The organism is Commensalibacter intestini A911 (assembly GCF_000231445.1).
Taxonomy (GTDB): Bacteria; Pseudomonadota; Alphaproteobacteria; order Acetobacterales; family Acetobacteraceae; genus Commensalibacter; species Commensalibacter intestini.
In genome coordinates this window covers 203,193-216,160 of record NZ_AGFR01000003.1, presented here as the reverse complement: position 1 = coordinate 216,160, position 12,968 = coordinate 203,193, and the positions used below count along the sequence as shown (strand labels likewise).

14 protein-coding genes are annotated in these 12,968 nt (G+C 35.9%); 7 read left to right on the top strand and 7 right to left on the bottom strand.

Features of this window, described 5'->3' with window-relative positions; genetic code table 11:
* Positions 1 to 13 precede the first annotated feature (13 nt).
* The 6 genes from CIN_RS01350 to CIN_RS01325 all read right to left on the bottom strand — a co-directional run bounded on the left by CIN_RS01350 (position 14) and on the right by CIN_RS01325 (position 6,417).
* The gene (locus CIN_RS01350; protein WP_008853255.1) at positions 14 to 1,711 is read right to left on the bottom strand and encodes an alpha-keto acid decarboxylase family protein; all 1,698 of its coding nucleotides are present in this window, start codon (positions 1,709 to 1,711) and stop codon (positions 14 to 16) included.
* Positions 1,712 to 1,839: 128 nt separating this feature from the next.
* On the bottom strand, positions 1,840 to 2,280 hold the full coding sequence (locus CIN_RS01345) for a SufE family protein (RefSeq protein ID WP_008853254.1): 441 nt from the start codon (positions 2,278 to 2,280) through the stop codon (positions 1,840 to 1,842).
* 42 nt (positions 2,281 to 2,322) lie between these two features.
* The gene (gene hslU, locus CIN_RS01340; protein WP_008853253.1) at positions 2,323 to 3,657 is read right to left on the bottom strand and encodes an ATP-dependent protease ATPase subunit HslU; all 1,335 of its coding nucleotides are present in this window, start codon (positions 3,655 to 3,657) and stop codon (positions 2,323 to 2,325) included.
* Positions 3,657 to 4,235 carry an ATP-dependent protease subunit HslV gene (gene hslV / locus CIN_RS01335; RefSeq protein ID WP_008853252.1) on the bottom strand — a complete coding sequence of 193 codons (579 nt, stop codon included), beginning with the start codon at positions 4,233 to 4,235 and terminating at the stop codon, positions 3,657 to 3,659. The genes hslU and hslV overlap by 1 nt, the downstream gene beginning before the upstream one ends.
* A gap of 48 nt (positions 4,236 to 4,283) precedes the next feature.
* Positions 4,284 to 4,676 carry a response regulator gene (locus CIN_RS01330; RefSeq protein ID WP_008853251.1) on the bottom strand — a complete coding sequence of 131 codons (393 nt, stop codon included), beginning with the start codon at positions 4,674 to 4,676 and terminating at the stop codon, positions 4,284 to 4,286.
* 154 nt (positions 4,677 to 4,830) lie between these two features.
* On the bottom strand, positions 4,831 to 6,417 hold the full coding sequence (locus CIN_RS01325) for an ATP-binding response regulator (protein WP_008853250.1): 1,587 nt from the start codon (positions 6,415 to 6,417) through the stop codon (positions 4,831 to 4,833).
* A 272-nt stretch (positions 6,418 to 6,689) separates the two neighbouring features.
* On the opposite strand from CIN_RS01325, the gene CIN_RS01320 reads away from it, so the two are divergent.
* The 6 genes from CIN_RS01320 to CIN_RS01295 all read left to right on the top strand — a co-directional run bounded on the left by CIN_RS01320 (position 6,690) and on the right by CIN_RS01295 (position 11,415).
* Positions 6,690 to 7,124, top strand: a complete 435-nt coding sequence (locus CIN_RS01320) for a hypothetical protein (RefSeq protein ID WP_050798302.1) — start codon at positions 6,690 to 6,692, stop codon at positions 7,122 to 7,124.
* A 62-nt stretch (positions 7,125 to 7,186) separates the two neighbouring features.
* Entirely contained in the window at positions 7,187 to 7,852 is a 666-nt protein-coding gene (locus CIN_RS01315) for a cell division ATP-binding protein FtsE (protein ID WP_008853248.1), read from the top strand.
* Positions 7,842 to 8,792 (top strand): cell division protein FtsX, encoded by a 951-nt coding sequence (locus CIN_RS01310; protein WP_050798301.1) that lies wholly within the window; start codon positions 7,842 to 7,844, stop codon positions 8,790 to 8,792. Before CIN_RS01315 ends, CIN_RS01310 begins: the two co-directional genes overlap by 11 nt.
* A gap of 3 nt (positions 8,793 to 8,795) precedes the next feature.
* Positions 8,796 to 9,419 (top strand): YdcF family protein, encoded by a 624-nt coding sequence (locus tag CIN_RS01305; RefSeq protein WP_008853246.1) that lies wholly within the window; start codon positions 8,796 to 8,798, stop codon positions 9,417 to 9,419.
* Positions 9,420 to 9,436: 17 nt separating this feature from the next.
* Positions 9,437 to 10,132 (top strand): lysophospholipid acyltransferase family protein, encoded by a 696-nt coding sequence (locus CIN_RS01300; protein WP_040363664.1) that lies wholly within the window; start codon positions 9,437 to 9,439, stop codon positions 10,130 to 10,132.
* 167 nt (positions 10,133 to 10,299) lie between these two features.
* Entirely contained in the window at positions 10,300 to 11,415 is a 1,116-nt protein-coding gene (locus CIN_RS01295) for a hypothetical protein (protein WP_008853244.1), read from the top strand.
* Here CIN_RS01295 and gloB read toward each other — a convergent pair.
* A complete protein-coding gene (gloB, locus tag CIN_RS01290; RefSeq protein ID WP_008853243.1) occupies positions 11,403 to 12,134 on the bottom strand; it encodes a hydroxyacylglutathione hydrolase in 732 nt (243 codons plus the stop codon). The two genes, CIN_RS01295 and gloB, sit on opposite strands and share 13 nt — an antisense overlap.
* A 66-nt stretch (positions 12,135 to 12,200) precedes the next feature.
* On the opposite strand from gloB, the gene CIN_RS01285 reads away from it, so the two are divergent.
* Positions 12,201 to 12,953: a hypothetical protein gene (locus tag CIN_RS01285; RefSeq protein ID WP_008853242.1), complete on the top strand. Its 753-nt coding sequence runs from the start codon at positions 12,201 to 12,203 to the stop codon at positions 12,951 to 12,953.
* Positions 12,954 to 12,968 lie beyond the last annotated feature (15 nt).

Sequence of the window (12,968 nt, the reverse complement as noted above, 5' to 3'; positions counted from 1 at the left end):
ATCATGAGATGAATTAATCATCTACATTTTTATCTAACTCTTTTAACCCTCTTGGACCATAATTAAAAGACGCCACCATATTCGCAGAAGATTGAACCGCTTTTGGAATATCCAATGGATCAAACATCACTTCAATTAAGCATAATTGATCAGATGCCTTTTCTGCGTCTTGTAGAACACTTTCAAAATCATCTTCTGTCACAACCTGACGCGCAAAGAACGGCTTTCCATCACTAAATGCTTCAAATAACTGTTTATAATTCCAATTTGGAATATCATTATAAGCTGAATGAAAGCCCATAATCGCGCGCTCAATGGTATATCCTCTATTATTAATCAGGAAAATAATAGGTTTTAAATCATGCTCAAAAAATGAAGAAACCTCTTGAGCTGTTAACTGAAATGAACCATCCCCGATAAAGATTACTTGACGACGATTAGGCTGCGCCAAAGAAGATCCAAAAAGTGCTGGTAACGAATATCCAATAGATAACCATAAAGGCTGACTGATAATCGTAATTCCAGATGGCATATCCAGAATTTTTACTCCACGCATAGAAGTTCCTGCTTCAGTAACCACCACATCATTTGGCTTAATAAATTTCTCAACACGCTTCCAAAAACGATCTTGAATAAGCTTTTCACTTCCCTTAGAAACCCAATTATTCTCGGTTTTAGCAATTTTTGCTGGAATATTTTGATATTTCTTCGGAGGTGTTATTTTGGACAACGCCTCTAACAATTCAACTGCTGAAACACCTTCAAAGACTTCATGACCAATAATCGTCCTAAAAGGACGAATATCAATCATATCTTCTGGAATTTTTTGAGTAAAATAGCTTGAATTACTATCTGTAAATTTAACATTTAATCCAAATAAACAATCAGATTCTTCAATCGCTGCCTTTACCTGATCAGAAGATGAACGTCCACTATATCCACCAATCCACTGAGGATGATCGCCATCTAATACACATTGTGCGGCAGATAATGTTGCAAATGGAATATTAAAATTCTCAATCATAGCCTGTGTTGAATCACTCAATCCAAAACGATCTAATGCCATACCCAACAATGCAGAAGGATTTTTTGCTTTTGCTAACTTTTCCTCAATACGTTCTAATACTGCACCTAACTGCCGAGCATCACTAGTTTGCTGACATAATGATAGCTTTTCATTACAAACATCGATCTCAAAAAAGGTAATATCAGAAGGTATTTGCAAATAAACAGGGCGTTTCTTACGAACACATGCACGTAATACACGGTCTATTTCTTCAACTGCATTTTGTGGGGCAATACGTGCTTGAGCCACTGTAAATGGACGATAGCAGTTCATCACGTCTTCGAAGTTACCTTCTGCAGTTGTATGATGCAAAAAGCGACGTCTATACATACTATTTAATGGAGGCGCACCCGTGATACAAACAATAGGAACATATTCAGCATAAGCACCCGCGATTGCATTAATTGCACTAAGATCGCCAACACCATAGGTTGTTAATAATGCTGATATTCCATTGACTCTGGAATACCCATCTGCAGCGTAACCACCATTAAGCTCATTACGTGTGCCAACAAATCTAATATCTTTTCTTCTTTCTGCTTGAATCAGAAGTTGAAGATTATAATCTCCAGGAACACCAAGGATATCTTTAACACCAATTTGGGATAATCTATCAAGTAGGAAGTCGCCTACAGTCCGTTTCATGTATAGCCTCTCTATATTTTTTCTTTACATAGAAGAAATTTGATTTCCTTTATTTTACGCTCGTCTTAAAATAAAGGAAAATCACAATTCCGCGCTTATACAGATTGTTTTGTCATTTATTCATTAATTTATAAATAACTTTGCGCTATTTTTTGTATCGCTTGAACCATTGATGCCACCCCGTTACTGCGATTAGCAGATAAAGCACCTGCCAACCCAAGATCCGTAATAAAAATAGGATCAACTGCCAAAATTTCAGGAAAGTTACGTCCTGAATAAATACGCAATAATAAGGCAACCAACCCTTTTACAATCGCAGCATCAGAGCTTCCTGCGAAAAATATAGTGCCATCTTTTTCACGGAAATTAAGCCAAACTTGGCTTTGACATCCCATAACTCGAAAATGATCATTTTGCCATTCTTGAGGAAAGTCAGGTAGCTTCTCCCCCAAATCAATCAGGTAACGATAACGTTGCATCCAGTCATCAAACAATTCTAATTCATCACGAATTGCCTCAATCGCTTCAGACGCACTTTCTTCTTCTGGTATTATAAAAGGATCAGTCATTTTACTCTATCAATCTTATAAAATCGGTAAGGTCACTATAAATTAAAGGATAAAGCGACTCAAATCACTCTTATTTGCCAATGACGCAACACGTTCCTCAACATCTTGAGGGGTAATTTCAATTGAATCACCAGATCGTTCAGAAGCCGTAAATGAGACTTCTTCTAGCAATTTTTCCATCACAGTTGCCAAACGTCTAGCACCAATATTTTCAACACGTTCATTGATATCCGTTGCTAATTGTGCAATTGCATCAATTGCAGCTTCCGTGAAGGTTAAAGTCACCCCTTCGGTCGCCATTAATGCAATATATTGTTTTAACAAAGAATGTTCTGGCTCTGTTAAAATACGACGCATATCTTCACATGTCAGCGCAGATAACTCAACACGAATAGGCAAACGCCCTTGTAGCTCTGGTAATAAATCAGAAGGTTTCGCAATATGAAATGCACCAGATGCAATAAACAAGATATGATCCGTTTTTACTAATCCATATTTTGTAGAAACCGTAGTGCCTTCAATCAAAGGTAATAAATCACGTTGCACCCCTTCACGAGACACATCCGCACCACCACGTCCACTACCGCCTTCAGAAGAGCGTGCACAAACTTTATCTATTTCATCTAAGAAAACGATACCATGGTTTTGGGTACGATTAATAGCCTCTTGTACTAAAGCATCATTATCCAATAACTTATCAGATTCTTCTTTGATTAACGCTTCTCTTGCCTTAGCAACCGTTAAACGACGTGTTTTTTCTGATTTATTCATTAACCCTTTCATCATATCCGTAAAGTTAATGACCTGAGCAGAAGGTATACCAGGAATATCAAATTGATTAACAGGCGCAGAAACATCCGCAAGGCTAATTTCGATTTCTTTGTCTTCAAGCTCTCCGCTTAACAACATTTGTAAGAATTTATTCTTTGTTTCCGCAGAAGCACTCTCACCAACTAATGCGACAACTAAACGTTGATTAGCTTCATCTTTTGCTTTTTCTTTGACATCACGACGTTTAATATCACGCAACATCACCAAAGAAGCCTCAACTAGATCTCTGATAATACTTTCAACATCACGCCCCACATAGCCAACTTCTGTAAATTTAGTTGCTTCCACTTTCAAAAATGGTGCTTGTGATAAGCGAGCCAAGCGACGAGCTATTTCTGTTTTACCGCAACCCGTTGGGCCTATCATAAGAATGTTCTTAGGAACCACTTCTTCACGAATACCATCAGCTAGCTTCGCACGTCTCCAACGATTACGTAAAGCAATAGAAACAGCACGTTTCGCATCATCTTGACCAACAATATAGCGGTCTAATTCCGCTACGATTTCTTTTGGGGAATAAGTAGGAATAATATCACTCATAATCATTAACCTTTAGCTGACAATGTCTCTACGGTAAGGGAGGAATTCGTATAAATACAAATATCACCAGCAATTTTCATTGCACGACGTGCTATTTCTTCGGAAGTTAACCCATCCACTCCCAACAAAGCACGAGCAGCAGCTAACGCATAATTTCCACCTGAACCAATGGCTACGACGCCATCTTCTGGTTCTAATACATCCCCATTTCCTGTTAATGTATAAGAATGTGTGTGATCGGCGACCAACAACATTGCTTCTAATCTGCGCAAATAACGATCTGTACGCCAATCTTGAGCCAACTCTACACAAGCACGCTCTAATTGATTGGGGTAACGCTCCAATTTTTTTTCTAATCTTTCTAGCAACGTAAATGCATCAGCCGTTGCACCAGCAAATCCAGCAAGAATATTACCACCAGCGCCTATTCTTCTGACTTTCTTTGCATTTCCTTTGACAACAGTATGTCCTAATGTGACTTGGCCATCACCAGCAATGGTTACTTGACCATCTCGACGCACGCATAAAATAGTTGTCCCATGCCATTGAACGGGATCATGTGGAGATGAAATATGATTTTGCATGTATATTAAATAGCCTTTTTATTAAAAATAGTCTGACTTACCTTTTTATTATCTGGCGACGAGCTCTTCAACTCTCTTCGTCAAAACGCCCAGAGAAAAAGGCTTTGTAATCAGTTTAATATTATCATCTATTGGTAATTTACCAACACCATGAGAATAACCTGTAATGAATAATATTGACAGATTGGGCCACATTTCTCGGGCTGTTTTAGCCAGATCATTTCCATTCATACCTGGAAGCCCAATATCCGTCAGTAATAAATCTATATTATTTTGCTTATCATTCAAGTCTTGCAGCAAAGATAATGCTTGCTGCCCATCTTCTGCCACGAGAACATTATACTCCATTTCATTAAGCAACTCCACCAACAATGGACGCAAAACAGAGTCATCTTCAACCACTAAAATTAATTTTTTGCTTTTATCTTTTTCTTCATTCATAATTCTAACCCTTGTAATTCTGAAGAGAAAGCGTAACCGCAACGGAAATCATCTTTATCTTAATCCAATTCAAAATATTAACCTGTATCATTTTGGATAAAAAATCTACAAAATCAACACAATAATATTATATATACAGTCACTTTTTCAGTAGCTATATATCTTGATATAATGCGTTATTTTTTTGATTTAAAATAGGTAAATAAATACTAATTGCTGTCCCAACACCAAGTTGACTCTTAACCATAATATCACCACCAGATTGCTGGGCAAAACCATAAACCATTGCTAACCCTAAACCAGTTCCCCAACCAACTTCTTTGGTTGTAAAAAAAGGTTCAAAAATATGAGCAATCGTTTCTGCAGACATTCCTTCACCTTCGTCTTTAACGGTTACCACAACATATTCCCCAAAGGAAAGCTGGCTATTATGATTAGATCCCTCTGAGACAGTTTCTTTATGAACAATCACCATAATTTTTCCGCCATGTGGCATAGCATCAGACGAGTTAATACATAAATTCATAACTGCCAACTCTAGCTGTGAAGGATCTGTTTTTACGAAAGCACCTGTAGAAATCTGATATTTTACATCTAAATAAATACTTTCTTTGATACCTGCACCTTTAATACCTTTTGAACGAGAAGCATGTCGCATAGATAGCGTTTGAGACAATAATTCATAATTTTCTTGCAGTTGCTTCACCACATCAACCTCTTGCAACGCAAGCTTCTTTCGGCGACTAAAACTTAATAATCTTTCTGTTAAAACCGACCCTTTCTGAGCCGCGGCTAACGCGTTGACAAGTAATCTTTTTATAGAGGTCACTTGTTTATCTGCCAGATGCTCTACAGCTAACATTTGCTCTGACAACTCCAACGACCCCATTATTGTCGTTAAAAGATTATTAAAATCATGTGCAATACTACCTGCCATCGTTCCTAAAGCTTGTAGCTTTTCAGCTTGCTGCAACTTTGCTTCAAGATTTTTCTGTTCAGTAATATCCAACTCCATAATAACAGAAGGACGAGCGACTTCTCCTTTTGCTCTTCCCAGCAATAATCTCGTAATCACAAACCATTGTGCCTCTTCATGAGAGGCGTGTGCAGGAACTTCTAAAGTAGCAACAAAACGTTCTTCTTTTTGAAGCCTCTGCTTAAAAGCTATTAACTCTTCTGGTTTAAAAGAAGGCTCAATCTCTTCTTCGGTTTTTCCCAAACATTCCTGAACGGTTAACCCTCTACGTGTTGCCGCCAACTCATTCATTCTGGTAAATTTACCTTGCTCATCTTTAAAGGCCAACCCATAAGGTAAGTGATCTAATAATCCTTGCAACAAAAGTTGCTCATGCCTAAGCTGCCGACGATATTCAGAACGTAATACTGCGCGCTGTACAATTTCTTTAACTGTAAATGGATCAAAGGGCTTTGAAATAAAAAAAGATATCCCTCCTTGATTAAGAGCAGAAATCAAAAAATCTGTGCGATCTTTAGAGGCTAATAAAATACGTGTTGCAACGGTAATATTCCTAACACGAGCAAAAAAAACATTTCCATACATCGAAGGCATACAGTAATTATATAAAATTGCTGAAAAATGCACTCCTCTTTTGATCATGTCCAAAGCACAATGCGGAGATTCCGTAATTTTTACAGAAAACTGCCCTTCCAAAATCTGCTTTAACGCATGCAAAACCAGAGGATCATCATCCACAATTAAAACAGCTGGTAACGCACCCATGCTTGTTATTCCTCGCATTTCTTTAAGAACGTTCTTATAAGTTACAATATTTTTATATGAATATAGTTTTTTATCAAATGATAATTTAACGCTTACATTAAACAATCTCTTAAAAAACGATTAAGATATAAACCTTATCTTTCTCATTAAATAAACAAAATTGATATTATCAAAACAAAAATATAAAAATTATTGCTTTTTATGATCTTGCATATTACTCCGAACAGAATGATAATCAGTCCTAAATTCATTCCCTATTTGAGGATTATTTCGTGAATATACCAACAGATACTACACGCACTAACGAACGACTAACAACCTCGGTTCAACAAGAGCACCATACAAACAGAAACAGTTTTCAAGAAAATCCTTTGTTTAAAATGATTCTGACAATCGTTTGGGCGGTGTGTCACTTTGCTTTTTTCTTTATCCAACAAGTTGCTGAAATCTTCGCTCCTCTTTTATTAATAATTGGAATTATTTGGAAAATTTTGCCCAGTTTGGCACATTCTGCCGTTGGCATGGTAGATGCCTCTGATCCACAAATACGTGACATGGTGGGACGTGGAACAGATCTTATTCCAACCTCTCTAACTGTTGCTGGCCACACAATCTCTGCATCCTCTCTAATTTTTGATGGGCTATTGCTAATCGCTTTAACCGCACTTTGCGCAACCATTACTGCTTTTTTAGGAAGACGACTTTAAAAAAATAAGTTACTCTTTTACTAAATTTATATTCAATACAGGAAAGACGTGAAGCGTAACGAATGATTCAACTCGATGGTGTAAGTTTAAACTATAAAAATGATGTTACCCTTTTGGATAATGTAGATTTACATATTCCTCAAGGTGGATTTTGCTGGTTAACAGGCCCATCTGGTGTTGGAAAATCTACTCTATTACGTCTGTTACATCTAGAAAAAAAATCTAATACAGGACTAGTAACTATTCTAGATACTCCCACCAATCATGCACGCAGATCTACTATTTGTCGTTTAAAACAACGTATTGGTATTGTCTATCAAGATTTTAGACTGATACCTAATTTAACTGTTTTTGATAATATCGCTTTACCTCTACGTTTACAAAATGCTGATGAAACAACAGTTCAACGCTGGACAGCACGTATTTTGGATTGGATTGGATTAGAGCATAAACAATATACTTATCCAAAAACATTATCAGGCGGTGAACAACAACGTGTTGCGATTGCTCGTGCTGTGATTCATAGACCAGATTTACTTCTTGCTGATGAACCTACTAACGCATTAGATGATTACCAAGTTAAACGGCTAATGGATCTCTTTTATGATTTAAACGATCTGGGATGCACAATCATTATGGCAACACACAATGACGCATTAATTCGCCAATTCCCTGCTACACGCTTGAAATTGGAAAATGGACGATTATGGGTAAATAATGCTGTTTAAATATAAAACATCTGATGGTCTAAAACTGCATCGAGCTTTACCTGGAGAATTCCTCATACCTCTTGTTGCAGCAATGACTTTTCTTGCAGCCTTATCCATTGCTGGTGCTTATGCCAGTCAACAGCTTGCTCAACGTTGGAGTGCTGGAGCTGCCTCTACGGTTATTTTGCAAATTCCGATGCCGAATGATCCATCTCCCTCTAATGATAAAATAGCTTCAACACTTGCTAATCAAACGAAGATACAACTCGTTACAGCCCTATTATCCACTTCTAAAGAGTTAGATTCTTTTCATCAAATGACAGATAAAGAAATCGATGAATTGCTAGCTCCTTGGTTACATGAAAGTGTTCAAGCATTTGCACTGCCTATTCCCGCAGTTATAGAGTTGCACTTAAAAAACAATCCTCCTTTATCAGAAACTATGCAAAAATCCCTTAGGCAAATTGTTCCTGATATTTCTATTGAACAAAGTAATTTTTGGAATCAACGATTAAACACCTTAGCAAACAGTCTACAAACTAGCGCTTTTCTTGCATTAGCCATTGTGATTTCTGTTGCAGCAGCAGTCATTGCACTAGCAACGAGAACTGGGTTAATGCAATGTCGACAAACCATCGAAATTCTTCATAATCTTGGTGCATCAGATTTTTACATTGCATTCCGATTTGCCAAAAGAAGTGCTTACCTTGCTTGCATTGGTGGAGCGATAGGAAGTTTTTTTTCAATCCCATTGTTATTATTTTTAACCTATCTTTGTTTGCCATTTAGTAGCGATCCAAATTGGCAATCCTTGTCCAACGCCAGTTGGTTTTACTTTTTAATTACTACCCCATTTCAACTTTTTGTTCTTTTTATTTTTCTACCAATATGCAACTATTTTATCGGATGGATTACAACCACTGGAATCGTTTATGTTTGGTTACGGAATTTAACGTAAAATATGGATAAACCACGCTCCAAATCAAAATGGATTTTACTATTATGGGGAATGTTAACCACTTTCCTCGCATGGAGTGGTGGTTTCGTTCTATTCGTCATCGATACATTAACCTACTATCCACCTACCCCTACAGCCCAAGGAATCGTTGTCTTGACTGGAGGAGCAAAACGAATTGATACCGCTATTCAATTGTTACAATCCAATCATGGGAAATACCTTTTGATTTCTGGAGTCCAACCAACAACAACCTTACAAGATATTGAAAGAGTCTCATCTATTAAACTGACTCAATCAAATCGAAATCATATTACATTGGGGCATAATGCAACCTCTACCATGGGAAACGCTGTTGAAACTGCCGCATGGGTGCATTATCACCACCTAGACTCACTGATTGTTGTCACCTCTAGCTATCATATTCGCCGTGCCATTGTAGAAATACAATCTTTGCTTGATAATGTTGATATTTACCCGTATGTCTCTCGTAGTGATAAACAAGAAACTTTATCACACCTACATTCTATAAGGTTGTTATTTCTTGAATATAATAAATTTATTGCGGCTTATACGGGATTAATTCATACAACCCGCCCTAAAGAAGACTTACTTAAAAACATTCCATAAATAAAAGCTGATTTCTTATGACTTTCATACGCTCTGTTTCTTTTGCAATCTATTTTTTTTCACTGACCTTTATCATGGGAATCGCTGCTTTGGGTATTCGGTTTATCGCGAAAAAACATGCACTATCTTATGCGCAATTATGGACACGACTTTCTTTAAAAGGGTTAGAAAAAATTTGTAAAATCTCAACCCAAGTTATTGGCAAAGAAAATTTACCACAAGAACATTCTTTCTTAATCGCATCACAGCACCAATCAGCCTTTGATACGTTCGTATGGATGAACTTATTGGAACGCCCTGCATATATTATGAAGCGTGAATTAACGCGTATTCCTTTGGTTGGTCCAATGTTATTATTGGCAGGGATGATCCCTTTAGATCGACAAGGTGGTGTTAAAGCACTTAAGAGCTTAATTCAAGATTGCCAAAAAGCCATTGATGATTTCAGACAAATTATCATTTTCCCAGAAGGTACTCGCACAGCTGTTGGTGAAAAAGTAAAATTACATGCAGGAACCGTGGCCATTGCCAATCAACTTAATTTAAAAATTGTGCCTGTTAGTATCGACTCTGGATATTGTTGGCCAAGAAATTCTTTTTTCAAATATCCAGGAACCATCCACATCACTATTCATCCCCCGATTGTCGATACCAGCAACCGCAAAGAAACTTTAGCTGCCATAGAGCGCAGTTGGAGGAAGGTGGAATCGTAGTTCACAACCCTGTGGATAACTTGGTGGGCTTTTTTAAAAAAAACTTTATAACTAGATTCGTTGGCAGTTTTAATAGATTCTCTACACAAGTTGACTTTCCTATGTTTTTGCAACAGTCAAACAAAAAAATATTTATTTTTTTTCTTGATTTTTAACGAATCTATCTTGTGGATGTTTTAAACATCAACTCTAAATTTTATATAAAGATACTTGGATATACTATGTTTAAACGTTCCAGATATTTATTTACCCACAAAAAGAAAACACATAAAAGTTTCTTTTTTTTATTAATTTCTGCTTTGAGTTTAACCATAGCGTATTGTTCTATTAATCATTTTTTACAACAAAAAATTTCTATGTTTTTAGAAAGACAACAATCTTTTTTACAAAAACAAAATATCTCTTTAAAATTCCAGTCTATATCTCATTCATCATGGGAAGTATGGCCATATCTCACTATAATATACCCGATATTACAAAAGAATAATTTAGATACGACAATACAATTTTTCTGGCAAGCAAAAGAGGCGAAAATTACATATTCTTTATGGCACCCTCTAAGTATTGTTATTCAAATTGACGGTGACCAGCTTTTTTGTAATGATAAAAACTCGACTACGTGCCTTCAAATTCATGGAAAACCATGGCAAATTTACTTACCTTTAATAGACAATCGTATAAATAAATCTTTTGCATTACAATGCGATGAGACATTTTATACCAACAACACTAAATCCTCAGGGACGCTTCAGTCTCTACAATTAACAAAAATAACAGCAAATTTATATTGGAATAATAATTTAGAACAAACGAATAATAGTCTTGCCTTCTCAAAAATTAATATTCATAAAGTAATGATTAACTTAGTTGCACTCCCTCCTCAACAGCTCAAACATATTAAATTCCAAGCAGCACTAATACAAAAAAACAATCCTCGAAACACATCAAATAATTTATATAAGTTATTAATTCAAAAAGCTAATTTTTCAGCCAATAATCTATCAGCAAATGTTTCAGGAAAACTATATATTCCCTACCCCCAAATTATCCCAACTGGAGAGTTAACTGTACATTTGAACGGTGTAAATCAAACAATTTACCAAGAACTCATTCCATCAACTTGCTGTCAAAAACTAAAAGAGGAGTTAATAAAAACCCCTCTTCCTTCTCAACTCAATTTTACTCTCTTAATTCGTGAAGGAGACTTTTATTTAGGAACTCTCCCCTTACAAGAAAACTTGTATGGCACACTGAAAACACTTATGCAAACTTACGCAAAATGATCTTTTGCTTTTCGATAATCTGTAAATTCAGTTACATTCTTTGCCAATAAAAAAGGATTTGTTTTTTTCTCTTCTCCCAAAGAAACTGGTAATGTTGGCAAATGATTTTGTCGCAATTGTTTAACTTGCTCTAATCTATTTTTTAAAGGTTGATAATTTGGTAAAACAGAAGTCGCAAAACGCCCATTATCCAACGTATATTCATGCGCACAATATACCATTGTTTCATCTGGTAAAGTCGCAAGACGATTTAAGCTGTGATACATCATCGCAGGAGAGCCTTCAAATAAACGGCCACACCCTAAACTAAATAAAGTATCCCCTGTAAAAACGACCTTTAAATCAGAAAGATAATAACAGATAGAACCTAATGTATGCCCAGGAGTTTCTAACACTTGTGCTTTACCAATATTTCCTAAAGAAACATAATCCCCTTCATGAAGAAATCTATCCACATCCGGAATATGTGCAGCCTCTTTTTCTGGAGCAACTACTTCACACTGAAAAGTGCTTTTTAATTCTCCAATTCCTCCGATATGATCATTATGAAAATGAGTAATCAGTATCGTTTTCAAAGAAAGTTGTTTCTCTTCTAAGACTTGTAATACAGATTTAGCATCTCCTGGATCAACAACGACTGCGTTTTTATATACTTCATCATATATTAACCAGACATAGTTTGTTTCAAAGCATGGAATAGGTTCAATGATAATAGACATACTTTCTCCTTGATTTCATCACAATCCTTTTTTAAATTAAGAAACAAGTTTCAAGAAAAGGTTGCAATGGTCTACGATATTAATTCTATTCTTATTCATAAACATGAAAAAAAACAAGGGATTACAACCTATCTCCAACATAAATTAGCACAAATATGGCCTGATTTATATGGTTTGTCTTTTCTTAGCACTGGTCAAACACTCCCTTTAATTCCACGAAATATATGGTACCCTCATGATCATATTCATGGTATATTCAATATAACCGAAAATAACTATTTAAAATATCTAACCGGTTACAATCCACAAATATGTTGTTTTTCAATAGTTTCCTTTCCTTTCCAAGATTGTAGTATTGATCGTATTTTATATATTCATGATAAAACGATCACAAAAGAACAGTTTGATTTATTCCTACGCTCATGCTGGAAAACATTAAGTGATGATGGCAAAATTATTTTACTCCTTCCTAATAAATTAGGATGGTGGTCTGTGATTGAGAATATTTCTCTACGCTACAGAAACACTTTTTTTATTCAAAAGTTAAATATTGTTCTAAAACAACAAATGTTTCGAATCAGCCATTATGAAAAAGTGTTATATTTTCCACCCAGAATAATGAATATTGCCTCTTTACGTACGAATAGAATTCTAGAATTTATAGGGTTATTCTTCGTTCCTTTTGGGGGAGGTTATCATTTAATAGAAATTGAAAAGAATCTTTATGCGCCGATTACAGTAGCGCCTTTGAAAAAAAACTATATACTACGAAAGAAATTATCAAAAACCAGTTTGAACCTCAGAGATTCCGACTCATAAGAATATTACGTCCAA